The following is a 26,267-nucleotide window of genomic DNA, read 5'->3' as shown; positions in this document are numbered from 1 at the left end:
ATCTAAGGAGATCTGATAAGCCGATGGACACCCTAAATATCATTTATTTGGTCACCTCTTTGCTGATTTTTGTTAGTATTATGACCAGCACATTGTCAGCCAGACTTGGCGTTCCTTTGTTATTATTCTTTCTGGGTGTCGGCATGTTGGCGGGTGAAGAAGGGGTGATTGGTATTCGATTTGAAGAATACTCGATGGCTAACTTTATTGGACAGGCCGCACTGGCGTGCATCTTGCTTGATGGTGGTTTGCGTACCTCTTTTAAATCGTTTAGGGTTGGTTTAAAGCCTGCAATCGCTTTGGCGACTTGGGGGGTGCTTGCTACGGTAGTCGCCTTGGGTGTTTTTGTAACTTGGTTGTTGGGTGTTGATTGGCGATTGGGTCTTTTAATGGCAGCGATTGTGGGCTCAACAGATGCAGCAGCGGTTTTTAGCCTATTGCGTCATGGAGGCGTCAAACTCAATGATCGTGTACAAGCAACCTTAGAGCTTGAGTCAGGTGCCAACGACCCAATGGCAATTTTATTGGTTACCGTGATGATAGCCATGAATATTGACCCTGCCAGTCAAACCATTTGGGGTATCTTGTTGATGCTATTGCAACAAATTGGCATTGGTCTGTTGTTGGGTGCATTGGCTGGCTGGTTGCTTTCTCAATTACTGCCCAAAATACATTTGGCAGAAGGGATGTATGCCATTTTAATCATGTCGGCAGGAATGGCGGTGTTTGGTGCGACCAATTTGTTTGGTGGTAGTGGGTTTTTGGCAGTATATTTGGCAGGCATTGCCATCGGTAATACCAAAGTGCGTGCGACGGAGCATGTCTTGCGTGTGATGGATAGTTTTGCTTGGCTATCGCAGGCGGTGCTTTTTGTGGTGCTTGGTTTGCTTGTGTCCCCATCAAGAATGCTTGAAGAGTGGCCTTATGCGTTGATGATTTTCTTATTTTTGTTATTCATTGCTCGACCTCTTGCAGTGTCTACCAGTCTGTTGCCTTTTGGTTTTCGCCCAAAAGAGATTGGTTTTATTTCATGGGTCGGTCTGCGTGGTGCTGTCCCCATCACGCTGGCACTCATACCTGTGATGAGTGGTGTGGAAGGGGCGGACTTGGCTTTCAATATTGTTTTTGGTGTTGTCATCTTATCATTGCTGGCACAAGGAGCGACCATTCCGTTCATGTCTCGAGCTTTTAATGTTTGGGTACCTACTGACACCGAACCCAAAGCAGAACATGAAATTTGGGTGGGGGATCAGGCAAATATTACCTTGTATGAGTTTGAGGTCAAGCCCGGAGCTTTTGCGATTGGTCGTCATCCACAAAGCATCTCAACTAAGGTTAATCGTAAAGACATCGCTGTCTTTGCCGTGGTTAGAGATGGTTATTTGGTAAGCGTGAATGAAGATACCGCACTAAAAGTGGGTGATATCGTTTGGTATGCACTTTCTGGAGATTGGGCAGCAAGTATTGCTAAGGTCTTTAATAATTCTGCCACCCAATACCAAAAGACCAGTGAGTTCTATGGCGATTGGCTGTTGTCGCCACATGTGCGCATCGTGGATTTGCCTTTTTATAATCTGGCAACTCGCTCACAAAACCAAAACCGCTTTTCTAAAACAATCGCCCCTGTAACCAGTGCATTGGATAGTATTTTCACACCGCTATTAGGATCGTCAGAGTTGACAGGGATTGATGATGAGTTGGTTCAGACGCTCAGAGAGGCCAGTCATCAGACGGTTGAAGAATTTATGTTAGCCCATTTCAAAGCAGAACCTGTTAAGGGCGATGCGGTACGCCTAAATGACTCATGGTCGCTCATTGTGCGAGATGTGGATGAGCATGGTCGGCTTCATGGCATTGGTCTAAAAAACCTAAAAAATGGTTAATATGAACAAGGGGATTGATGGGGTTGGTTATCGATATTGATGACCAATCCTTTCATTAAGTCTGTATATTTTTATGGTCATCATAACGGAGTAAATATGTTATTTCATTCATCAAAAAAACCCGTCGAATTACAGCTCATTCATCTAAATAAAATCAAGCGAGAACACCAAAAGCAATTTGAAAAAGTCAAAAGTGCCAACGCTAAGAAAACATCGTGTTTTTCTAAAATGCCTTTTGGTAAGCTCATCGGTAAGGTTGAGAGTGAATCCGATGTGCCATCAAATGATAAAGTGGTTTATGTGCTTGACTTTGAAGGTGATATTAAGGCGAGTGCGGTTGGGCATTTGCGTGAGGAGATCAGTGCCATCATTGTCGATGCTAAAGAAGGCGATGAGGTGGTTTTGCGTTTGGAATCTGGTGGTGGTCAGGTCAATGCTTATGGCTTGGCAGCAGCTCAGCTTGAACGCATTAAGTCGGCAGGCTTAAGTTTGACCGTTTGTGTGGATAAAATTGCCGCCAGTGGTGGCTACATGATGGCGTGTGTGGCGGATCAAATCATTGCGTCAGACTTTGCTGTTATTGGCTCGGTGGGCGTGGTCAGTCAATTGCCAAACTTTCATGAATTGATGAAAAAGCATCACATCGGTTATGAAATGTTTACCGCAGGTGATCATAAGCGTACGGTAACCGTATTTGGAGAGAATACCGACGAAGACCGAGCAAAATATCAAGCTGATATTGATCGCATTCATGAGCTGTTCAAGCAATTCGTCAGTAAGCATCGCTCCAGTCTTGATATTAATAAAGTGGCAACAGGTGAGTTTTGGTTTGGGAAGGATGCAAAATACTTATGCTTGATTGATGAAATTGGCACATCAGATGCGTATGTAATGAAATTGATGGAGATGCACGATGTCTTTGTCTTACATTCACGAAGTAAGCCCACCTTATTAGAAAAGCTTGGGTTGGCAGAGCAAGTGGGTGCGTCTTTTGAAGCATTGATGTCATCAACAGGCATGTCCATTAGCAAAATGATCGGTAAGCTTAACCGTCCCTAATGCTGAGCTTTCTGCCTTGCCATCATTGAATCAGTGAGTGATTGTGCACATTAAATGATTAGAATTTTGGTGAAAAATGCGTTAAAATAGCCGATTATTTTTGCTATTTTTTAATCTTGTATTGTTGACATGTAGACAGCATTCGCATTGTTTTTAGTGAGTGTTTTTTAACTTTGGAAAATTTGCATGAAAAAACTCGAAGAAGTGTTTGCTAAAGTAGATAAATTTGGGCGAGTGGTTGCTAATCAATTCAATAAAATCAAAGACTTAAACGCCATTCGTGGTGTCGGTCAGGGTAAGACGGTTTTGATTACTGGTGCAAGCAGTGGGCTTGGTGCGATGATGGCGCGTAAGTTTGCATTCTTAGGTTATGATTTAGCGATTTGTGCCAGACGACTGGATCGACTTGAAAGCTTAAAGGCTGAGCTTGAATCGGAGTTTGGCATTAAAGTCTATGTGCAAAGCTTGGATGTTACCGTGTACGATGATGTTTTTGCTGTTTTTGATGCTTTTAATGAGGTGATTCAACAAAATGATGGCAAAATTGATAAAATCATCGTAAATGCAGGTGTGGGCGACAGTCGTGTCATTGGTCATGGGAGGTTTGCCATCAATCGTGCTACTGCCGAAATTAACTTCATTTCAGCATTGGCGCAGTGTGAGGCTGCCATGCAGATTTTCCGCCGTCAAAATAGCGGTCATCTGGTGGTCATTTCAAGCATGTCTGCGGTGCGTGGATTGCCTCGTCATCTGACAACTTATGCTGCTGCAAAAGCAGGACTGGCCGCACTTGCCGAAGGCATTCGAGCTGACACCATCAGTGAAAAACTGCCGATTACTGTATCAACCATCTATCCAGGATATGTGCGTACAGACCTTAATATTGGTGCTAAATATCTGCCTTTTGAAATAGAGGAAGAGGAAGGTGCTGATGTCATCATTAAGGCGATTGAAGCAAAGGTTGATGAGGCGTATGTGCCTGCTTGGCCATGGCTGCCGATTGGTCTTGGTATGAAATACTTACCATTGCGATTGATCACAAAGTTTTTGTGATTTGATGATGCCAATAATTAAGCCATTGATAAAAAAGCGTGTATTTTTACACGCCTTTTTAGTTTGTTATGTGGGGATTGATAATGCGCTTGGCAATCTGCATGGGTGAATCTTACCGTCTTTATTCATCACGCATGCCAAAGTGATGATGCCTGTGGCTGCGATTTTACCTTGCTGATAATGCTCATCGCTGCGATAAATGTGCTGGGTCAAAATCAAACTGGCTGGCTTTTTTATGACTTCTTGCACGCTAACGACCAACATGTCATCAATAAAAATTGCTGATCGGTAAGACACATCAGCATGACTGACCACAAAATGCACTTTATTAACCGCATTTGTACTGACATCCACACTGTGTTGATCAAAAAAATAACCATCAAAACCAAGTGAACTTAGCCAGTCTCTGCGACAATTTTCAAAAAATGTCAGATGATTGGCATGATAGACGATGCCGCCTGCGTCTGTATGGTTAATATAGACTTTATAATGTTCTTTAAAAATTGGGGCGTTCATAAGCATTGTTTTTGGTTGTGATTGAAGTTTGTGTGAAACATTGTACATCAAAAAACCACTAATCCCATCAAGATAACCAAAATTATTTTAAAAATTTTGCTAAAATACCTTTTTTTAATGAGATGATTGATGAAATGATGACAACTTTTGTAAGTTTTAATATCAATGGGTTGCGTGCCAGACCTCACCAATTGCTGGCTGTTCGTGATATGCTTGGGGCGGATATCATTGGTCTGCAAGAAACCAAAGTTCATGATGATGCCTTTCCCTTATCCGATGTGGAGGCTTTGGGCTATCATGTGTCATACTTTGGGCAAAAAGCACATTATGGCGTGGCGATTCTATCCAAATCTCAGCCAATTTTTGTACAAAAAGGTTTTCCATTCGCCAGTCCTGATGCTCAAAGACGCTTCATTCATGCCAGATTTGATTTAAAGGGGCGAGAAATTGATGTGCTTAATGGGTATTTTCCACAGGGAGAAAATCGCTCACATGAGACCAAATTTCCTATGAAAAAAGCTTTTTATGCTGACTTAAACCATTATATTGACGAATTAAAATCAGAAGGAAGGGAGCTTATTGTCATGGGTGATATGAACATCTCACCGCAAGACAGCGATGTTGGAATCGGTGAGATTAATGCAAAACGATGGCTACAAAGGGGTGTGTGCTCCTTTCTACCAGAAGAGCGAGAATGGTATCAGGCACTGATGAGTCGAGAGTTGCATGATACTTATCGTAAGTTTAAACCCCATCAAGATGATGAGTTTAGTTGGTTTGACTATCGCTCTCGTGGTTTTGAAGATACGCCAAAGCGTGGTTTGCGAATTGATCATATTTTGTGTACTAGTGGTTTGATTGATGACTGCAGCGACGCTGGGATCAGTTATGATATTCGAGCACTTGAAAAACCATCGGATCATTCACCGATTTGGGCAAGATTTGAAATCTAATGAGTGCCAAAATGAAAGCATGGGTTTTCATAATTTTCTAGAAAATCCCTTGAAATTTTCTTACATGACTTTATATAAGTATTGCTATATTTTTAAAATAAATTTAACCAAGGAGTTCTTATGCCTCGTTTAACCCTTCATACACTAGACACTGCACCAGAACAAGCCAAGGATCGAGTGGAAGCTGTACAAAAGGCAAATGGCTTTATCCCAAATCTTATCGGTACCTTAGCAAATTCACCGCAGGCTTTGGCTTTTTATCAAGAAATTGGTAAACTAAATGGCTCAAATTCACTCACTGCTGAAGAAGTGGAGGTTGTACAAATTACCGCCGCCGCTCACAATGGTTGTGATTTTTGTGTGGCAGGTCATACCAAGATTGGCAAAATGAAGCTGAAAATGCCGACCGATGTGTTGGTTGCACTGCGTCAACGCACCGACATTCAAAGCAATGAAAAATATCAAGCACTGGCACAATTCACCATGCAGTTGATTGATCAAAGAGGTCAGGTGTCTGATGAGGAGTTGAATGCCTTTAAGTCAGCAGGCTATGATGATCAAAATGTGCTAGATGTCATCATGGGCGTGGCATTAGCGACTTTATGTAACTATGCCAATAATGTTGCCAAGAATGATATTAATCAAGAGCTTGCTGCTTTTGCACCAAATCAAGAAATTTGATTTGGCAGTCATCTTAAATGATCCACACTAAAAAATACAAAAAACTTTCGTCTTTTTTAGTGTGGTGTTATGAATTGATCAATAAAAAAGACCTTAACATTAAGGTCTTTTTTATTGATCAGACGATTTATGCGTCTTTTAGTGCTTTAATGGCGGTGTTAAGACGGCTCTTATGACGAGCTGCTTTATTCTTATGAATGACGCCTTTATCTGCCATGCGGTCGATGACTGGCACTGCCTTATTGTAGGCTTCGGTGGCCAATTCGTATGATTTGGCTTCGATGGCTGCGTTTACACGCTTGATGAAAGTACGCACCATTGAGCGTTGAGATGCTAGATGTTGGCGACGCTTTGTGTTTTGACGAGCGCGTTTGCTAGCTTGTGCTGAGTTTGCCATGATTTATCCTTGGATAAAAATGAAAAATGAATGAAAAGTTTTGTCAAAAATGCCAAGCGTGATGATTTGGGCAGCCACCAACTCATCATTTTTAATGAAAAATCAGACCAAAAGGTCAAATCATTTAAAAATAGACACGATGCCTAGCATTATTAAAGTGCTATTTTATCAAAAAAAAATGGAGTATTCAATAAAAAATCAGCACTCACCTGAAGGTGACCATATTTTAAAGTATTTTTGTGTGACTTGACAAGTCTTTAATCAGTGATTGATGTTAAATGCCATGGCTTTTGTGCTAGAATAAGACATCGTTTTTATGTCAGTGATTTATGAAAACAAAAGCAGTCTTAATCGGCGCGTCTGGGAGGGTTGGTCAGGCTCTTGCTCGAGAGCTTGCGGCATTGTACGACACGCTGATCATCATCACACGCACGCAACCTCGCGCCATCAGTGAAAATACGCACATTTATCATGTGCACGATTTTGATTTATTGCCAGATAGGATTGCCAGCATGCCCATTGGGCAAGACACGGATGCGTTTAGCTGTTTGAACATCACTAAAAAAGACGCAATCAGTGATGATGAGTTTTATCAGGTCAATGTCCTATTTAATACCGCCTTTGCAAAAGCTTGCCGTGATAAGGGAGTGAGTCGATTTTTTTATTTATCAACAATGGGGGCGGATAATGCAGGCCATGATCCTGATCTTATTGCCAAATCGAATGTGGAGCATTATTTGAAATCGCTGGATTTTAATGATTTGGCTTTCTTTCGTTTGCATAAATTAACGCCTGCCAAAGAGAAGTTTTCTATCAAATCTTTGGGTAGGTTTGGGTTATCGGTTGCTAAAAATGCCGCCAATTCCCTCATGCCATTTGACAAAAAACAAAGACTGACGCCAAAAAGAGTTGCGGTTGCAATGTCGTTAACCGCTTATCAAAGACAGCTGCGCAACCGACATCAAGTTAATGAACATGCATGCGTGATCATCACCCATGACGACATGTGTGCCATGACTGAAATTGGTAAGCATGCGATTGAATGATGAAGTGAACAAGGCTTTTGGTATCTAGGCAGTACTTCGGCATGGCTTTTTGTGTGATTTTATGTGCGTTTATGGTATAATAAACGCTTGATTTTAAGATAAAAAAGGTTGGTTTATGACCGATTCTATTACCCCTGTTGGGATTGTTGATGAATTAAAGCAGTCGTATTTGGATTATGCCATGAGTGTGATCGTTTCTCGTGCATTGCCTGATGTTCGAGATGGTCTAAAACCTGTGCATCGCCGTGTCATGTACGCCATGCACGAGTTATCCAACGATCATAACAAACCCTACAAAAAATCTGCCCGTGTCGTGGGTGATGTCATCGGTAAATATCATCCGCATGGCGATACGGCTGTGTATGATGCGATTGTGCGTCTGGCACAGCCGTTTTCTATGCGTTATATGATGGTTGATGGTCAGGGAAACTTTGGATCGGTTGATGGTGATCCGCCTGCGGCAATGCGTTATACAGAAGTGCGTATGCAAAAACTGACGCATCAGATGTTGGCAGATCTTGATAAGGAGACGGTGGACTGGGAAGATAACTATGATGGATCGGAAAAGATGCCATCTGTATTGCCTGCTCGTGTGCCAAACCTACTTGTTAATGGGGCAACAGGCATTGCTGTTGGTATGGCGACTAACATGGCACCACACAATTTGACTGAAGTGGTAAGTGCCTGCCTTGCTTATGCTGATAATCCCCACATCACAGGTGAGGAGTTGGCGACACACATCAGTGGTCCTGATTTTCCAACAGGTGGCATCATTCATGGGCGTAGTGGCATTCGTGATGCCTACATGACAGGCAAAGGACGCCTACACATTCGTGGTCGATACGCCATTGAGAAGATGGAGGGTGCTTCCAAAGATCGTGAACGCATTGTGTTTACAGAAATTCCTTATCAAGTCAATAAAGCCAAACTCATTGAACAAATCGCCCAGCTGGTCAATGACAAAAAAATTGAAGGCATTTCTGCTGTGCGTGATGAATCCGATAAAGAGGGCATGCGTATTGCGATTGACTTAAAACGAGGTGAGAATGCTGAGGTTGTAGTCAACAACCTGTTTTTGCAGACGCCTTTGGAGTCAAGTTTTAGCATCAACATGGTTGCTTTGGATAACGGCCAGCCACGCTTAATGACTCTGCGTGATCTGATTTCGGCATTCATTCGCCACCGTCAAGAAGTTGTGACTCGTCGCACCATTTTTGAGCTGAATAAAGCAAAGGCTCGAGGTCATTTGCTAGAAGGTCTTACGGTCGCTCTTGCCAATATTGATGAAATGATTGAAGTCATCAAGCAGTCGGTCAATCGAGCACAAGCATGCCAAAACCTTCTATCTCGTACTTGGCAGGCAGGTGGACTGGTTGCCATGTTGACTGCGGCAGGAGAAAAATCAATACGCCCTGACATCATCGAGGGTGAGGATTTGAATGCACCATTTGGATTGGTTGATAATAATGAACGGTATCGTCTGTCTCCCAGTCAGGTCAATGCCATTTTAGACATGCAACTCCATCGCTTGACAGGCTTGGAGCAAGATAAGCTATCAACAGAGTATCAGGAAATTTTGATTGAGATTGCCCGTCTGCAACTCATTTTGGCAGATTTTGATGTGTTGATGGCATTGATTAAGGCTGAACTTATTGAGATTCGCAATGATTTTGGTGATGATCGCAAAACGGACATTGTTGACTCACGAGCCGACTTTAGTCGTGAAGACTTGATTCCTGAACAAACAGTGGTGATGACCGTCTCTCATACAGGCTATGCTAAGACACAGCCAATAGGTGATTATCAGGCACAAAAACGAGGTGGTAAAGGAAAATCTGCCACCGCCATGAAAGAAGATGATGTGATTGAGCATCTGATTGTTGCCAGTACACATGCCCATATTTTATGTTTCACTAATACAGGTCGAGTGTTCGGCTTGCGTGGGTTTGAGATACCCATCGCATCTCGTGGTTCGAAAGGTCGTCCGCTTGTCAATCTCATTAATATTGATTCTGACGAAAGCGTTACCGCCATTTTGCCTGTTGAGAATTTGGCTGATGATGGCAAGTTTGTATTCTTTGCTACCGCAAGTGGCACTGTCAAGCGAGTGGCATTGTCTCAATTTGCCAACCTGCGTGCCAATGGATTAAGGGCGATTGATTTGGCAGAAGCTGACACCTTGATTGGGGTTGCCATCACAGATGGTGAGCAAGAAATCATGCTATTTTCTAATGAAGGAAAGGCGATTCGTTTTAAGGAGTCTGCCATCAGGGCAATGGGTCGCAGTGCCAAGGGTGTGCGTGGCATTCGTGTCAACTTATTGGCACATCTGAATTTAGATGATGATGAAGTTCTTGATGAAGACGCTAACGATGTCTCTGAAGACGGCACGGTTGCGGTCAGTCGTGTTGTGTCGCTTGTGGTTGCACCTAAAGATGGCGAGATATTGTGTGCTTGTGAATATGGCTATGGCAAGCGTACTCCCATCGGTGATTATCCAACCAAAGGGCGAGGGGGTCAAGGGGTGATTGCCATCAAAACAAGCGACAGAAACGGAGAGCTTGTTAAGGCGGTGGCAGTACAAGGCGATGAAGACATTATTCTCATCTCTGATAAGGGTACGCTGGTCCGCACCCCTGTTGCTCAAGTTGCTGTTGCAGGGCGTAATGCACAGGGCGTACGCTTGATTCGTATCAGCGATGGTGAAAAACTGGTAGGTGTGGCATGTGTGGAGCATGAGGAGACGGATTGTTCTGATGAAGAAAGCTTGGAAAGTCTGCCAGTGCAAGACGAGCAATGAAAAAATTGGGTTTTGAACACTTTGGTGGATTGATGGGCGTCATCTTTTTAAATACCGCTTCTGCGAGGCGGTATTTTTATTAAATGATGAAAATGTCTGGCAATGCTTAACAGTTAGTATGTTGCCATGAATGCTTGATAAAAAAACATCAAACGATTGTCGCTCAAATCAATGAGCTAAGCGTGCATGCGTCATGGATATCTTGTTATTAGCAATGAATACTTGTCATATAAAGTGAAAATTTTTCAACTTTTTTCAAAAATATATCACTTTTTTTCATTAAGAAAATGTGGTTTAATACACACATTCCAATAGCAACCCAAATAGGTGCCATAATGACTGCTAATTTTAAATGCAAAGTGCATACTCAGCGATTCGATGAAAATTATGAACCAGCCAGTAGCACTCGTTTGACAACCAACTTTGCCAACTTAGCTCGTGGCGAAAATCGCAAGCAAAATTTACAAAACGCCATCAGAATGATTGATAAGCGTTTTAATGATTTGGCAAGTTGGGATAATCCAACAGCTGACCGTTATTCAGTAAAACTTGATATTGTTTCTATTGATATTGATGTGGCTGGTCAAGGAGAGTTTTTCTCAGGGTTGGAATGGCTATACACATCCGTCATTGATCATAAGACGGGCAAGACCATTGATGGTATCATTGGTAATAGCTTTTCGTCTTTTGTACGAGATTATGACTTTAGTGTGTTGCTGCGTGAGTACAATGCTGATAAAAGTGAATTTACCGTACCAGAAGGTTATGGTGATTTGCATGGCAAGCTATTTAAATTCATGGTTAATTCCCCTGAGTATCAGAGTCAATTCAAAAAACCACCTGTATTATGCTTGAGTGTTGCCACCACTCGCACATACCACAGAACGACAAACACTCACCCAATTTTAGGTGTGGAATATGAGCAAAATGATTATTCCTTAACTGATGAATACTTTGCCAAAATGGGCTTGAAAGTGCGTTATTTCATGCCGCCAAAATCGGTTGCACCTTATGCGTTTTATTTTGATGAAAATGCTGATTTACTCAATGACTACACCAACTTGGAGCTGATCAGTACCATCGCTACGATGGAGGCATTCCAAAAAATTTATCGACCAGAAATTTATAACGCCAACTCAACGGCAGGTCAAGTATATCAAGGTAGCTTGACTTATGAAGATTATTCTGTGCCAAAAGTTGATTATGACCGTGTAGAACGCACCGATTTGGCGATTAAGCAAGGCAAGTTGGCAGAAGAGCAATTCATCAAGCCTTATAAAGACATATTGAACGCTTGGCTTACTCAAAAATAACTCATCGTATTGCAAATCAGCTGATATGGCAATCGGCTGATTTGAGTTTTTTGGTATCATGGTAAAACTTAATTTTTAGGAAAAAACAATGAGCAACATCTTACTCCCAACTTCTACCGCTGGCAGTCTGCCAAAACCATCTTGGCTGGCTGAACCTGAAAAACTATGGTCGCCTTGGAAATTTGAAGGTGAAGAGCTGATTAGTGCCAAACAAGATGCTTTATTGGTGTCGTTGGCTGAGCAAGTAGCCGCAGGGGTGGATATCGTGAGTGATGGAGAGCAGACTCGCCAGCACTTTGTAACAACATTCATTGAGCATCTAGACGGGGTGGACTTTAATAAGCGTGAAACCGTACGCATTCGCAATCGCTATGATGCCAGTGTGCCAAGCGTGGTCGGCGATGTCTCTCGCCCCAAATCTGTGTTTGTAGAAGATGCAAAATTCTTGCGTGCACACACGGACAAACTCATCAAATGGGCTCTACCAGGACCGATGACAATGATTGATACTTTGTATGATGGTCATTATAAAAGCCGAGAAAAACTGGCGTGGGAATTTGCAAAAATTCTAAACGATGAAGCTCATGAGCTGCAAGCAGCAGGCGTAGATATCGTTCAATTTGACGAACCGGCATTTAATGTGTTTTTTGATGAGCTTAATGATTGGGGTGTTGCGGCATTAGAAAGGGCTGTGGAAGGCTTGACCTGCAAAACAGCAGTGCATATTTGCTACGGCTACGGTATTAAAGCCAATACGGACTGGAAACAGACATTAGGATCGGAATGGCGTCAGTATGAAGAAAGCTTGCCGCTGTTACAGAAATCAAAAATTGACATTGTATCGTTAGAATGCCAAAATTCTCGTGTGCCGATGGATTTGATTGAGTTGATTCGTGGTAAAACCGTGATGGTTGGTGCGATTGATGTGGCAACGAATGAGATTGAGACGCCAGAGCAGGTTGCGGACACGCTTCGTAAGGCGTTACAATTTGTTGATGCAGACAAGCTTTACCCAAGCACTAACTGCGGCATGGCACCTCTTTCTCGTGTGGTTGCTCGTGGCAAGCTTAATGCACTTAGCCAAGGAGCTGACATCATCCGCAATGAGCTTGCAGGAAAGTGATGGCTGCTGACGAACTTTTGAAAAAAGTTTGAAATTATTAACTATTGATGATAAAAAATTACGAATGTAAGAAAGACGAAAAAATGGTAGATGTGACAGATTTTAAAGATGCCATGGCAAAGCTGACCACTGCGGTACATGTGGTAACGACAGATGGCGTGGCAGGTAGGCATGGCTTTACGGCATCGGCAGTTTGCAGTGTGACGGATTCGCCACCGACTTTGCTGGTTTGTATGAATACTAAGATTGGATTTTATGACAATTTTAGAAAAAATGGCGTGTTGATGGTCAATACATTGACCGCTAAGCAATCCAATCTGTCAAATATCTTCGCATCACGATTAAATTCAGATGAGCGTTTTACCCATGGATCATGGGGGGTGCTGACAACAGGAGCTCCGCTGCTTACTGATGCTTTGATTGGCTTTGATTGCCACATCAAGGAGGTTAAGGAAGTGGGTACGCATGGCGTACTGATTTGTGAAATTGTTGATATCAAACGCAATGATGATGATGCTCTGACTTATTTTAATCGCAGCTATCATCGAACGAGTGGCGATACGGCAATCATCTGATGCCATCATTTTTTGCCAAAACACCCTGAGTCAGTCTTAGGGTGTTTTTTGCATGAACTTGATGAAACAATCATTCAGTGATGATTTTATGGTACAATGATTCAAAAGATCATGAGGAACTGACATGCTTACCTTACATCATTTGAATCATTCTCGTTCATTTCGTATCTTATGGCTATTAGAAGAGTTGCATGCCAGCTATGGTACGCCTTATGAGATGGTATCGCACACGCGTAATGCTAATTTTCTTGCACCCAAAGAGATGACACAGATTCATCCGATGGGAAAAGCACCGATTTTGGTCGATGGGACGCGTGGCAAGACGCTTGTTGAATCAGGTTATATCATTGAATATTTGCTAAAATATTATGATGAGCAAGGTCAATTCTCTGCTGACGAAGAGCATTGGGATGACTATGTGTTCTGGTTGCATTTTTCAGAAAGTTCCATGATGCCGCCACAGGTCATGCGATTAGTGATGAGTCAGATTGCCACTAAATCACCATTGATGGTGCGACCTGTTGTTAGGGCCATTAAGAATAAAGTTGAGTCTTTATTAATCAAGGATGCCATTCGTCAAAGTTGCTGTGTGTTGGATGATCACCTAAAAAATAGGGAATGGCTGGCTGGTCACTTTACAGGTGCTGATATTCAGACTTATTTTGTTACTAAGGCATTACAAAATGATGGTCTTAATGACTGCTCTAATATCAGACGCTGGATGACTGATTGTGAGAGTCGCCAAGCGTATCAAAAATCCGTATTAAAAGGTGGTGAATTGTTTGTTTGATGAGTCGTCATCTGTACCTCTCAAATGTTTCTGCCAGCTTGATTTTTTGGGTTTTGTCCCATTGTTGCAAAGCGATTAGGCGGCGTTTATGAATCTCTGACAGTAGAATATTCTTACTTTGCTCATGTTGCTTTTTAAAGATATCAGCCAGCTTATGACTGAGTAATTCATGAAAAAATAAACTAACATTATTGATTTTTTGATCAGTCATTTGCCCGATAAAGTCTCGCCAATATTTTGCTAATGTCTTTTGAAGTGCGTCGTTTGGCAAGCTTGCCATGATGAAGTGTGCTTGCTCATTGATTTTTTGTAAGTCAGTGGTTTCTTCTAGTGGCGTGATTAAACCATCACTGGCCATCTGATGCAGTTTTAGTATGGTATTGACCAAATTAGCGAGTGCGTCATCACCAAGATTCTGCCAGCTTGGCAATTCTGGCAAGTGTAATCCGTGCTTTTCTAACCGCTCAATAAAGCCAACATGAACATCGATCACGCCAGATTTGATAAAAATGTCATTAAGCGGATCTTGGGTTAGTAGATAAGGAGCGTATAACAAGCATAGATACAAAGAGATGTTACCGTTACTTGATTTGTAATTGGCTTTATCAATGGTGTGGTGTGTTTTTTCGTCTTTGTTGCTTAACTTGCGATAAATATCATTATTAAGCCACCATTTAAAACTTGATCCCTTTGGGAATTTGGCGGTCAGCTCTTTAAGCTTTGCCATTGCTGCTGCTTTATTTTCAGGGAATTGAATGTCATAACGATTGGTCAACACTCTAAAAACATAATCGGAAGTACTGACAGCGTGTTGAATTTGAGAGTTCATGGCATCCACGCCGTGTTCCTTGATGTAGGTGTCTGGATCGTGATTGTCTGGCAGGGTGAGGAATTTGAGCTGTTTGCCATCGTGCAATATTGGGGCGGCAACCTCCAAAGTACGCCAAGCGGCTCTCTGACCTGCACCATCACCATCAAAACAAAGCGTCAAGGTGTCGTTGTATTTTAATAAGTTGGCGAGTTGCTTTTCATTTGCTGCCGTTCCCATCGGTGCAACCGCCCCATGAATGCCAGCTTGATGCAGAGCGATGACATCCATGTAACCTTCAACCATCAGATAATCATCCGCCTTGGCTTGGCGTGCTTCATACAAGCCATATAGAATGAATTGTTTTTGAAAAACAGGCGATTCTGATGAGTTGATGTATTTTGGCAATTCGTCTCCCAAGCTGCGTCCAGCAAATCCAACAACACGACCCTGTTTGTCTTTAATGGGAAATATAACTCGTTCTCTTAATAAGTTGAATTCCCGACCTTTTTGTGAAGTTCGTATTAACCCTAGAATTTTTAGACCTTCAATGTCATTGGGAAAAGACTCTTGTAGATGTTGCCAGCTTGAAGGTGCGTATCCTAGTTCAAAAGTGGCAATGGTGCGTGGGGTTAGACCTCGTGAAGTCAAGTATGCCATTGCCAAAGGGTGCTGGTGCAATTGATTTTGATAGTATTGGCAAATTTCTTTTAATAAAGCATACAGATTACCCTCTTGGTTGAGTGTGTGATGCTCGCCATCACTCACCTGCTCGCCATGATGGGCGTGTTCAAAATCTCTAAAATCATCAGTTGTAGTGACTGGCGTGCTTTGGGTGTGAGCGCTAAGGGCTACATCTTGGATTGGTTGCGAGTTGCTGTGCTGTTGAGAGGTGAAAGATGTTTTTGTTTGCTGGTTTTTTTTGTATTTGATGGATTTTGCAAAGTCATCATCTTTGGGCAGGTCAATGCCAGTTTGGTCTGACAGGGCGGTCAGTGCTTCGCCAAAACTCATGCGTTCAAATTCTTTTAAGAAAGTGATGGGGTTGCCCTTTGCACCGCAACCAAAGCAGTAATACAGATTGGTTTGGGGGTTGACATAAAAAGAAGGTGTTTTTTCTCCATGAAAAGGGCAGCAACCCTTGAACTCTCGTCCAGCAGGTTTTAGGGTCGTGTGGCGGCGAATCATGCCCACCAAATCGGCTTGGCTATTGAGTTGTTCAATGATGGATTCGGGAACTCGCATGTCTTGTTTTACCTAAAAAAGACAATCAATCCCATAAATACGCTTTATGGGATTGATGCGGATGTTTTAAAATGATAAAAGCGTATGAAATCAGTGCATCGTCTCATCAACTTGTCTTGATTGGGTTTGATTGAGTAAGGTTAAGTCTGCTGCTTGACGAATGACTTGGGTGCGTGTGGCACCTGTAAATGTGCCAGTAGCGGTTTTAAAACCATCTTTACTGCGACCCAGTTTGCCAAAGCTAACCATTGAAAGCGTTTTTTTACCCCATGATGACGCACCCTGATTTGGCAAGCGTACCTCATTGTTATCTGTGAGATATTGTGGATGGTTGATTTGCAGTAGGGTTTTGTACTGATTGGCGGTGCTGGTAAGCCCAAGCTTTTCATGGCTGTATGCTAAAATGGCGATGGCTTCTGGAGTGCTTTGGGATTGTGGATAGTATTGAAATACCCACTTGGCACGATTGGCAGCAGCAAGATAAGCATGACGCTTCAAATACCAGCGTGCAGCAACCAGCTCATGCTCAGCAAAATCATTATAAATGGCGATCATACGCTGAGCAGCATCGGGGGCGTATTGACTGTTTGGGAAATGATTGATCAATGCCTGAAAATCATTAAAAGCCAAGTACAGCCAAGAAATATCACGCTGGGACTGGTCCATGTGAAATAAGCGTGGTGCTTTTGGCGAACCACCCATGTGCGTCACCCCCTGCACATAAAGTGCATAATCAATATGACGACTTGTGGGATAAGAACGAATGAATTCAGCGGTACTTTGAGCGACTGCTTCAAAGTCTTTTGCTTGGTACTGTGCATACATCAAATCCAATAAAGCTTGTTCAGCGTAGCGACCAGTTGGGTAAAAGGTGCGGATATTTGTCAATGCGGTGATGGCATCACGATTGCGTCCTTTATCAAGAGCATTTTGGGCATCTTCATAATACTGAACATCTGATTTTTCAGCGGTGGCGATGACTTCCTTTTTTTTACCAACAGCTTCCTTTAAGGTGGTGCAGCCTGTTACCGTCATCGTACTGGCGATGACGGCTACGATCAGTTTTAGTTGTAATGACTTCATGAAAGCTCCGTGAGTATCACTGTGAAATAACGGCTAGTTTACCACAAATTTTGTAAAAAAAACCAACAATTGTCGGTTTCTGCGAATTTTCGTGCATTTTTTTATGGGAAAATTATAAGAAAAAAAAGCCCAAATGTGTTAAAGTGTTAATCGTTTTTTTTTTTGGCTTTTAAGATGATATTGATGACTAAAACAGATGTGTCTTATCAAAATGAGGGTGAGTTTGATTTTGAATTGCCGCCTCAGACTCGAAGCGTGTCGCTGACCCATGTTGTCGGTGATGATGATGCAGGCGTGCGTTTGGATAAGTTATCAGCCATGGTTTTTGATGGTTTTTCTCGTGTGCAGTTGCAAGCATACATTGATGATGGGCAGTTACTGGTCAATGAAGTCTTACAGAAGCCTAAATATCGAGTCAGATCTGGCGATTTGGTCCAGCTGATGGCTAATTTGGACAATCACTCAGAGGATTTGCCAGAGGATATTGCCATTGATGTTGTTTATGAAGATGATGAGGTCATCGTCATCAATAAGCCTGCTGGTATGGTCGTGCATCCAGGAGCGGGCAACCGAACAGGCACGCTGGTTAATGCCCTGCTATATCATTATCCTGATAATGCGCACCTGCCAAGAGCAGGATTGGTGCATCGTATTGATAAAGATACTACAGGATTGCTCATCGTCGCACGCACCAAGTCGGCACAGCTTCATTTGACAGAGCAATTAAAAGACAAAAGTGTCTATCGTCATTATCAATGTATCTGTCAGGGTGTTCCAAGCGACATATTACGCCATGCTTTAATCGATCTTCCAATCGCTCGTCATCCTACCCAACGCACCAAAATGGCGGTGCGTGATGGGGGGCGTATGGCGGTTACTCACATCTTAAAGGCGCAAGGGCTGGGTGAACGATACAGTTTATTAGATGTGCGATTGGAGACGGGGCGTACGCATCAAATCCGTGTGCATTTGTCGCATTTGGGTTTTGCACTCGTGGGAGATCCTGTGTACGGCAATGCGGTTAAGTCTGGACTTTCTGAAAAATGTCGCCGTGCGGTACAGTATTTTCCACGCCAAGCATTGCACGCCTATCAACTTGGCTTTATCCACCCAAAAACAGGCGATGCTCGCCAGTTTATTGCACCAATGCCAGATGACATGCAAGAGTTGATGACGGTCTTGCAGCAATAATAAAAGTGAGATGATGATGAGTAATGCTTTGCAACAAGCACGCATTTTATACCAAACGCCAACTGCCTTAGTGATGCAGACGACAGCTGGCGTGTTTGGTAAATTTGCTGATGGTGATCTTTACGGTGAGTTTAATGTGGGTTTGCATGTGGCAGATGAGCCAAGTGATGTGTTGGTTCGCCGAGCAGCACTGCTTGATTATCTCAATCGGTTTGGCGATGTGTATGCCATTAATTGGCTTAATCAGGTGCATGGCGATGCTTTGGTCAATGTTGGTGATCAAGTCAGTCTGATGGCACCAAGTGCTGATGCACTCATGACGCATCAGGCAGGTAGGGCACTTGCCATCATGACCGCAGACTGTGTGCCAGTCGCCATTATCAGTCATGACAAACAAGCACCCATTGCTTGTATTCATGCAGGCTGGCAAGGATTGGTTCAAGGTGTTATTGCTAAGACGGTCAGTCGATTGAGACAAACACATGCCGATACCCAATTTTTTGCGGTTATTGGCGCACACATCAGCCAAAACTGTTATGAAATCACGCATGAGTTGGCAGACAGCATCATCGCACAGATCCATGACTCTCAATTAACATTATTAAATGATCACAAGCTGTATGCCAGCATCATCAAAAACGGCTCATCTGAAGGCAAATGCTCGATTGATTTGACACAATTAACCAAATTGGAGCTTGAAAAACTTGGTCTGACTGTATTCAATGATGTCATGCCATGCACTTACCAAGATGCACAATATTACTCATATCGTGCTCAAACGCATGCCAAAAAAAGTGCGACGGGTCGAATGGCAATGGTCGTGGTAAAATTGGCGTGAAATCATTGGTGTTGATTGGTTGATTCATATCGCCAAAGTGGTCATTAAAACCAACTTTCAAGTAAATAAAACTCCGTCATTTGGGGTGATTTTTTGGCATCGGATTTGTTTTTGATGGGTTGATTGGTTGGTTGTAGAACGATGGGTTGCTGTGTGCGTACGCCTGCTGCGTCTGCTAGGGTTGCTTGTTGAGTGGCATTGGGTGTTAGCGTGATTGGAATGGGGCTTTTAGTTACCTGAATGTGTTGGCAGCCTGTCATACCAGCCGCCATTAAAATGCAATAAGTCATTTTCTTTGTCAGAGTATTCATCATTTTATTCTGCCGTATTATCAATCATTGTGATGACCATGCTGGGTCTTTAATGGATTTAATCAGCATGCGTGTCGTCCCATTGTGGTGTTTGCTTTAAGGTGGGTTGAAAAGTTAATGAGATCAAATTTGGTCGCCAGTCATGGCGCGGTCTGAAATTCAATGGTCAGTTTGTCTGTCATGCCTGCCAATTCCTTAAAAGGAGCACTGTTGTGGATTGCGGATATGGCAGTTTGAGCAAGTGCTTGCTCGCCCTTACCGATGTGTATGTCAATCACATTGCCTAAGTCATCAATGTAAATACTGACCATCAACCTTTGGTCGTTCATGTCGCCAACATGCTCCCATGCCGAAATGATTCGAGCAGTGGCAGATTGGGCGGCATGTATGAGTGCGGCATTGGGCTGTGTTTTTTGTTGGGCTTTATTGATAGTGTCATTGAGAGTGTCGGTGTGGTGAAGTGTGTTTTGAGGTGTGTTTACCAAAGCATTGTATTCATCTGCTTGATTGTGTGATGCTGCTTCATCTTCATCTAGGACAACTTGATCTGTCGTTTTTTCATTCATCACAGAGTGGCTGTTGGTCAAATGATTGGTGTTCATGGGTTGCCAAGTCTGGGGGTGTTTGTTCATGTTAGAGTGCTTGACGGTTTGGGTATTTTTTATTTTGCTGGCATGAGTACTTGCCGTGTGCTGTGGACTGTCTTGATGAATGAATTGTATCTGTAAGGCGGTATTGTTGTGTATGACTGGTGCCGTTCGTCTTATCGTCAAAGTTGACATGGCAAAAAAGAGGGTTGCATGAGTGAAAATGACCAGCACAATCACAATACCTAATGCCAATGGATTCATCTTCATCTTGATGCCATCAGAAAACTGATGGAGGGCAGATTGGTTCATACAAAATGTCAAAACTTAGAGGGTGATTTTAATTGGGGATTTTAGCACATATTTGCACACCTTGCCAAAGTGCATTACAATACACTAAATTCATTGATCACCACAGACTACGGTAATAGATAACCATAAAGCAAGAATCCATAATCCATGATGAAAAATTTATCCGTCCTAGCCAAAGATCGCCATTATTTAAATCGACTTCGCCAAGAAATTAAACGCACACAAGGGCATCAGCAACAACAAAAACAAGCCAAGTTTGATGAAATCTTTGCTCGTTCCGTTCAAGCGGTCGCCGCTCGACAGCAATCCATACCTAATAATCTGTACCAGCTGCTCAATCCTGACCTGCCTGTTACCAAAGAGGCCGATACTTTAATACAGGCCATCAAGACTCATCAAGTCATCATCGTGGCAGGCGAGACAGGCTCTGGTAAAACCACGCAGTTGCCCAAACTTGCCATGTTGGCAGGTCGTGGATTGACTGGGCAAATTGGACACACACAACCAAGAAGGCTGGCGGCACGCTCAGTGGCAAATCGCCTCTGTGAGGAGTTGGGCGAGTCTTTGGGCGGTTTGGTCAGTTTTAAGGTGCGATTTACCGAAGAAGGCAGTCAGCACAGTATTGTCAAGCTGATGACAGATGGCATTTTGCTTGCTGAATTGGGTAGAGATAGGTTTTTGACCCGTTATGACACCATCATCATTGATGAAGCACATGAACGAAGTCTTAATATTGACTTTATATTGGGTTATCTAAAAAGCCTGTTGCCCAAGCGTCCAGATTTAAAAATCATCATCACATCAGCGACATTGGACACGGAGCGTTTTGCCAATTATTTTTCCATCAAGGGTGTGCCAGCCCCTGTATTTAATGTGGAGGGGCGTAGCTATCCTGTAGAAGTGCGTTATCGCCCTTTGACTGATCAGATCATCACCAGCCATGACGACGATGCTTTTGGTGAAGTGGAGGACAGTTTGCCACGAGCATTGACAGCGGCAGTATCTGAATGCTTTGATGATGCCAGCAAAAAAGGGCATCCGCACCAAGCAGACATCTTGGTTTTTGCTAGTACAGAAGCTCAAATTCGTGAATTGCAAGACATTCTGACCACGCACGCACCAGCCCATACGGAGGTATTGCCGTTATTTGCAAGGCAAAGTTTTGCCGAACAGCAACGCATCTTTCAGCCATCAGGTAAGGGCAGAAGAATCATCATCGCAACCAATGTCGCCGAGACTGCCTTAACCGTGCCAAACATTCGCTATGTGATTGATTTGGGTTTTGCACGCATCAGTCGCTACAACTATCGCTCAAGAATTCAAAGACTGCCCATTGAGGCAATCAGTCAAGCAGCCGCCAATCAACGAAAAGGTCGATGTGGTCGTATCGGTGATGGCGTGTGTATTCGCTTGTACTCACAAGAGGATTTTGACTCTCGTCCAGAATTTACTGAACCTGAGATTTTACGGACAAATTTGGCAAGTGTCATTTTGCAGATGACCCGTCTAAACCTAGGTGATGTGGCGTCGTTTGATTTTATCACACCGCCTGATTTGCGTTTGGTCAATGACGGTAAAAAGCTGTTATTAGAGCTTGGGGCAATCACTGACGCACCGACAAAGACACAAATCAAAAAACATGAATCTCCAACAGCCACATTAACCAAAATCGGTGAAGTGATGGCAAAAATGCCGATCGATCCAAGACTGGCGAGAATGCTGATTGCAGGCGATCATTTTGACTGCTTATCTGACATGTTAATCATCGTCTCAGCGTTGGCAGTCCAAGATGTGCGTGAACGCCCCACGGACAAACAAATGCAGGCTGATCAAAAGCATGCGTTATTTCGTCGTGAGCATTCTGATTTTTTATTTTATCTTGATTTGTATCAAGCTTTATTTGGCGTTCATCAAATCAATGATGATCAGATGCTAAGTGCGAATGCAAGAAGAAATTTTGCTAAAAAACATTATCTTAGCTTTACTCGCATTCGTGAATGGCAAAAAACGCATGAGCAACTCTCCACCATGATGGCGGAGCTTGGCTTTAAGATTGTTCAAGGCGATGTCATAGAAGATGCTTGTCAGTCGCATCAAGACACGGTCAAAATTGACACAAAAAAGGGTGTGCGATTATCTTTGGGTAAGGCTAAGGTGAATAAAAAACCCAAAGGACTAAGCTTGAATGTTTTAAAATCCATAAAAAGCCAAGGATTTGTTGATGAAAATGCCGTGCGTTATGCCAACATTCATAGGGCGTTATTGACTGCTTTGCTATCATTTGTGGCACATAAGACGGATACGCCAGGCGAATATTTGATGGCAAGAAGTCAAAAATCTCGCATTTTCCCTGGTAGCGTGTTGCACAAAAAAGGTGTGGATTGGTTAATGTCGTTTGAGGTGGTAGAGACCTCGCAGGTTTATATGCGTTGCGTTGCCAAAATTGAGCCAGAGTGGATCGTCTCGGCGGCAGGCAATTTATTAAAATACCATTATTTTGAGCCACATTGGTCAAAAAAATCAGGGCGTGTCCGTGCGTATATGCAAATCAGTTTGTTTGGGCTGGTTGTTGTCGCCAAAGAATTGACCAATTATGAACCTGTGGATATTGAACATGCCCACGAGATTTTTATTCGTGATGCACTGGTGGGCGGTAATTATGGCATTCCTACCAAGTTTTTGGCACACAATACCGCCAAGATTCAGGATGTCGAGCGTATTGAAGACAAGCTTCGCCGTCGAGATTTGCTTGTTGATGAAGAACGATTATATCAGTTTTATCATGAAAGAATTCCAAAAAGCATCGCCAGTCGTAAGGCATTTGAGGAGTTTTATCATGATAGGGTTAATGATAACCCCAACTTTTTGTTTTTTAATGATGACGATGTGCTGAATGAATCGGTTAATGCCAGTCATGAATTTCCTGAATATTGGCAAATGGGCGGATTGAAACTGCCTTTGACCTATGTTTTTGATCCCAGTTCTGATGACGATGGTGTTACTGTGCGTGTACCAATCAAGGCATTATCACAGGTCGATGCAGTGGCATTGCTTTGGGGCGTTGCTGGCTGGCGATATGAATTGGTTTTGCAATTATTAAAGACATTGCCTAAGGAGCTTCGCCGTCAGATTGTGCCCATTCCTGATACGGCTGATAAGATTTTTGATCAGCTAAGCGTTAAGAGTGGCGTAGGATTGCTTGACCAGCTTACTCAAAACCTGTCTAGGCTTGGTGTCCGTGTCAATGCCAATGATTTTGACCCAACAAAAGTAGAAAATTATTTGCGTCCACTCATCTGCGTGGTTGATGAAAAAAATCAGGTGATTGAGAAAAGTCGTGATTTGATGCGCCTAAAAGCTCGCCATAGCAGCGTCATTCATCAACAAGTCGCGGTACAAGAGGGGCTACATCATGACTTTCCTAAGCATTTTAATTTTGTACGCACCAGACATGTCTCAGGCGTGGTCATGCAAGAATTCTCTGCACTCAAAGCTGATCAAGCAGGCATGGCAGTATCCATTGCTCAATTTACCGAACTCAATTCTGCTTTAAACACCCATAAAGATGGTGTACTTACTTTAATCAAATCCAAGCTGGGTGCTAAGCAAAAACAATTAACAGGTCAGATTGATAAAGCATTCAAGCTGGCTTTTGCACCCTTGGGAAATCTGGACAAGCTAAAATCAATCGTTGTAGATGCCACTTTGCAGGCGTGCCTGCATGACCACGCACCACACTTTGTGGATAGTAGTAGTGAGCAAGCTCGTCTGCATATTGGAGGGTTGGTTGATGACACCAGCCTTTGGTTAAGTGAGCATTTGCCGCTTGATGAACATGAATTTTCCCAAACTTGCGATGAATTATTGGCACGGTTTTTATTGACAGGGCAGACGGTGTTAAAGACACTAAAAGACATCTATACCAGCTGGCAAACGGCTCGTGGCAAACTATTGATGTTAGATGGTGAGATTTTTGGTGAAAGCATTGAAGATGTAGAAGATCAGCTGGATGATCTGAGCCTGTCTGATTTTATTTATCGTACTGATGTGGTGTATTGGCGAGAGTACCCCAGATATTTGCAGGCACTTAATGTACGCCTTGACCGCCTGACACACAACCTTGATGCTGACCTTGATGGTGTGTATTTGCTTGACATACATATGGAACGACTGGCAAATCGAGTGCATGATCGACGAATTGCCGATTACCGCTGGGCTGTGGAAGAGTACCGCATCAATCTGTTTTCCCAACCAATGAAGACAAAGTTTGCCATTTCGGACAAACGCCTTGAAAAATTATGGGTCAGTTTAAATACCAGGTGACTGTGTTTCATGGCATACGCCAAAAATAGGTGCTTGGGCGACATAAAGTCTTTTTTATGAAAAGGCGACATCATGACAACATGAGTATTTTGTCAGGACAATCATGAAGCGACCCCCATCATGATGATACCTTGGATAGTTGTAAACGACTGTATTTTTTTACAAATGCTTACATTTTTATGGTAAACTGACGAAGTCTTTTTTGACCAAGAACCAAGAGTAAGGAAAACATATGGCAATTTATCTTACCGCCACAGGCTTACATAAGCCAAAAGACAAAATCACCAATGAAGAATTGGTTGCGGCATTCAATACTTATGTGGACGACTATAACACTCAAAATGCAGCCGCTATTGAAGCAGGCGAAAAAATGGCATTGCAGCACTCTAGTGCGGAATTTATTGAGAAAGCATCAGGCATCAAGTCTCGTTATGTCATTGATAAAAAAGGCATCTTGGACCCAAAAATCATGGCGCCAGTCGTGCCAGCCAGAAAGCTTGGCGAAGAGTTGTCTATCATGGCAGAGATGGGGGTGAATGCACTTAACCAAGCTCTTGACAATGCAGGATTGAAGGGTGGGGATTTGGATGGCGTCATTTGTGCTTGTTCAAATTTTCAGCGTGTCTATCCAGCGATTGCCATTGAAATTCAGCATGCTGTTGGCATGGTGGGCGGCTTTGCCTTTGATACCAATGTGGCATGTAGTGCGGCGACTTTTGGCATTGCACAGGCGGTTGGCATGATTAAAGCTGGCGTGGCAAAGCGTGTGGCGGTCATCAATGTTGAGGTTACCTCTGCGCATCTCAACTGGCGAAATCGTGACAGCCATTTCATTTTTGGCGACATTGCAGCCGCAACCATCATCGAAGAACTTGATACGCCAAAAGGGTATGAAATTTTAGACTGTAAGTTATACACTCAATTTTCTACCAACATCAAAAATGAATACGGCTTTATGGACAGAAGTGAGTACTTGGCATCTGGTCAAGACATGCACTTTGATATCAAAGAGCCAGTAACGGATAAATTATTTTCACAAGAAGGGCGTAAGGTTTTTCGAGAAGTCTGTCCGAAAGTATCGGAAATCATCAGCACACATTTATCGGAAAATCACATTCCCGTCAATGAAGTTAAACGCCTATGGCTACACCAAGCCAACATCAATATGATAGATCTCATCTTGCGTACAGTCATGGGCAAGGATGCGGATAAGAGCATCGCACCAATTGCCATCGCTGAGTATGGCAATACCAGTTCTGCCAGCCCAATGATTGCCTTTCATGAATATCAAGAGGGCGTGAATGTTGGTGATTTGGGAGTGATTTGCTCATTTGGGGCAGGGTATTCCATCGGTTCGGTCATCATCAAGAAAGTTTGACC

General features: G+C 42.9%; 21 protein-coding genes. 15 read left to right on the top strand and 6 right to left on the bottom strand.

Annotated elements, in window-relative coordinates:
• Positions 1-23: 23 nt before the first annotated feature.
• From M2R47_RS01080 to M2R47_RS01070, 3 genes are all read left to right on the top strand, one after another.
• Positions 24-1,883, top strand: a complete 1,860-nt coding sequence (locus M2R47_RS01080) for a potassium/proton antiporter (RefSeq protein WP_249097698.1) — start codon at positions 24-26, stop codon at positions 1,881-1,883.
• Positions 1,884-1,979: 96 nt separating this feature from the next.
• On the top strand, positions 1,980-2,942 hold the full coding sequence (sohB, locus tag M2R47_RS01075; RefSeq protein ID WP_249097695.1) for a protease SohB: 963 nt from the start codon (positions 1,980-1,982) through the stop codon (positions 2,940-2,942).
• A gap of 186 nt (positions 2,943-3,128) precedes the next feature.
• Complete coding sequence (locus M2R47_RS01070) at positions 3,129-3,995, top strand: SDR family oxidoreductase (protein WP_283162878.1); 867 nt, start codon at positions 3,129-3,131, stop codon at positions 3,993-3,995.
• Positions 3,996-4,061: 66 nt separating this feature from the next.
• Here M2R47_RS01070 and M2R47_RS01065 read toward each other — a convergent pair whose 3' ends face one another.
• A complete protein-coding gene (locus M2R47_RS01065) occupies positions 4,062-4,511 on the bottom strand; it encodes a thioesterase family protein (RefSeq protein WP_249097693.1) in 450 nt (149 codons plus the stop codon).
• A 137-nt stretch (positions 4,512-4,648) separates the two neighbouring features.
• Between M2R47_RS01065 and xthA the strand changes: the two genes are divergently transcribed.
• Both xthA and M2R47_RS01055 read left to right on the top strand, forming a co-directional pair.
• Entirely contained in the window at positions 4,649-5,464 is an 816-nt protein-coding gene (xthA, locus tag M2R47_RS01060; RefSeq protein ID WP_249097787.1) for an exodeoxyribonuclease III, read from the top strand.
• 120 nt (positions 5,465-5,584) lie between these two features.
• A complete protein-coding gene (locus M2R47_RS01055; RefSeq protein ID WP_249097690.1) occupies positions 5,585-6,145 on the top strand; it encodes a carboxymuconolactone decarboxylase family protein in 561 nt (186 codons plus the stop codon).
• Between the two features lie 127 nt (positions 6,146-6,272).
• On the opposite strand, the gene rpsT is transcribed toward M2R47_RS01055, so the two are convergent.
• Positions 6,273-6,542 carry a 30S ribosomal protein S20 gene (gene rpsT / locus M2R47_RS01050; protein ID WP_249097689.1) on the bottom strand — a complete coding sequence of 90 codons (270 nt, stop codon included), beginning with the start codon at positions 6,540-6,542 and terminating at the stop codon, positions 6,273-6,275.
• A gap of 329 nt (positions 6,543-6,871) precedes the next feature.
• Here rpsT and M2R47_RS01045 point away from each other — a divergent pair, with 329 nt between their 5' ends.
• From M2R47_RS01045 to M2R47_RS01020, 6 genes are all read left to right on the top strand, one after another.
• Positions 6,872-7,588 carry an NAD(P)H-binding protein gene (locus tag M2R47_RS01045; RefSeq protein ID WP_249097686.1) on the top strand — a complete coding sequence of 239 codons (717 nt, stop codon included), beginning with the start codon at positions 6,872-6,874 and terminating at the stop codon, positions 7,586-7,588.
• Between the two features lie 115 nt (positions 7,589-7,703).
• The gene (gene gyrA / locus M2R47_RS01040) at positions 7,704-10,388 is read left to right on the top strand and encodes a DNA gyrase subunit A (protein WP_249097684.1); all 2,685 of its coding nucleotides are present in this window, start codon (positions 7,704-7,706) and stop codon (positions 10,386-10,388) included.
• A gap of 335 nt (positions 10,389-10,723) precedes the next feature.
• A complete protein-coding gene (locus M2R47_RS01035) occupies positions 10,724-11,701 on the top strand; it encodes a DUF1852 domain-containing protein (RefSeq protein WP_249097682.1) in 978 nt (325 codons plus the stop codon).
• 88 nt (positions 11,702-11,789) lie between these two features.
• Positions 11,790-12,824: a methionine synthase gene (locus M2R47_RS01030; protein WP_249097679.1), complete on the top strand. Its 1,035-nt coding sequence runs from the start codon at positions 11,790-11,792 to the stop codon at positions 12,822-12,824.
• Between the two features lie 83 nt (positions 12,825-12,907).
• Positions 12,908-13,399, top strand: a complete 492-nt coding sequence (locus M2R47_RS01025; protein WP_249097677.1) for a flavin reductase — start codon at positions 12,908-12,910, stop codon at positions 13,397-13,399.
• Between the two features lie 124 nt (positions 13,400-13,523).
• Entirely contained in the window at positions 13,524-14,189 is a 666-nt protein-coding gene (locus M2R47_RS01020) for a glutathione S-transferase family protein (RefSeq protein ID WP_249097675.1), read from the top strand.
• A gap of 7 nt (positions 14,190-14,196) precedes the next feature.
• On the opposite strand, the gene M2R47_RS01015 is transcribed toward M2R47_RS01020, so the two are convergent.
• Entirely contained in the window at positions 14,197-16,242 is a 2,046-nt protein-coding gene (locus M2R47_RS01015) for a DNA primase (RefSeq protein ID WP_249097672.1), read from the bottom strand.
• Between the two features lie 90 nt (positions 16,243-16,332).
• A complete protein-coding gene (locus M2R47_RS01010) occupies positions 16,333-17,325 on the bottom strand; it encodes an outer membrane protein assembly factor BamD (RefSeq protein ID WP_249097670.1) in 993 nt (330 codons plus the stop codon).
• A 183-nt stretch (positions 17,326-17,508) separates the two neighbouring features.
• Between M2R47_RS01010 and M2R47_RS01005 the strand changes: the two genes are divergently transcribed.
• Together M2R47_RS01005 and M2R47_RS01000 are read left to right on the top strand one after the other, a co-directional pair.
• The gene (locus tag M2R47_RS01005) at positions 17,509-18,516 is read left to right on the top strand and encodes an RluA family pseudouridine synthase (RefSeq protein ID WP_249097667.1); all 1,008 of its coding nucleotides are present in this window, start codon (positions 17,509-17,511) and stop codon (positions 18,514-18,516) included.
• A gap of 10 nt (positions 18,517-18,526) precedes the next feature.
• Positions 18,527-19,354, top strand: coding sequence for a purine nucleoside phosphorylase YfiH/LACC1 family protein (locus tag M2R47_RS01000; RefSeq protein WP_249097664.1), 828 nt, complete (start codon positions 18,527-18,529; stop codon positions 19,352-19,354).
• 44 nt (positions 19,355-19,398) lie between these two features.
• Here the strand turns inward: M2R47_RS01000 and M2R47_RS00995 are convergent, their stop codons facing one another.
• The gene (locus M2R47_RS00995; RefSeq protein ID WP_249097661.1) at positions 19,399-19,668 is read right to left on the bottom strand and encodes a hypothetical protein; all 270 of its coding nucleotides are present in this window, start codon (positions 19,666-19,668) and stop codon (positions 19,399-19,401) included.
• Between the two features lie 137 nt (positions 19,669-19,805).
• Entirely contained in the window at positions 19,806-20,564 is a 759-nt protein-coding gene (locus M2R47_RS00990) for a hypothetical protein (protein WP_249097659.1), read from the bottom strand.
• A 147-nt stretch (positions 20,565-20,711) separates the two neighbouring features.
• On the opposite strand from M2R47_RS00990, the gene hrpA reads away from it, so the two are divergent.
• A complete protein-coding gene (gene hrpA / locus M2R47_RS00985) occupies positions 20,712-24,887 on the top strand; it encodes an ATP-dependent RNA helicase HrpA (RefSeq protein ID WP_249097656.1) in 4,176 nt (1,391 codons plus the stop codon).
• A 232-nt stretch (positions 24,888-25,119) separates the two neighbouring features.
• The gene (locus M2R47_RS00980; RefSeq protein ID WP_249097654.1) at positions 25,120-26,265 is read left to right on the top strand and encodes a beta-ketoacyl-ACP synthase III; all 1,146 of its coding nucleotides are present in this window, start codon (positions 25,120-25,122) and stop codon (positions 26,263-26,265) included.
• Positions 26,266-26,267: the final 2 nt, after the last annotated feature.

It is taken from the genome of Moraxella oculi (assembly GCF_023336735.1).
Lineage (GTDB): Bacteria > Pseudomonadota > Gammaproteobacteria > Pseudomonadales > Moraxellaceae > Moraxella > Moraxella oculi.
The sequence above is the reverse complement of the archived record's forward strand: the minus strand, read 5'-3'. Positions and strand labels throughout refer to the sequence as shown.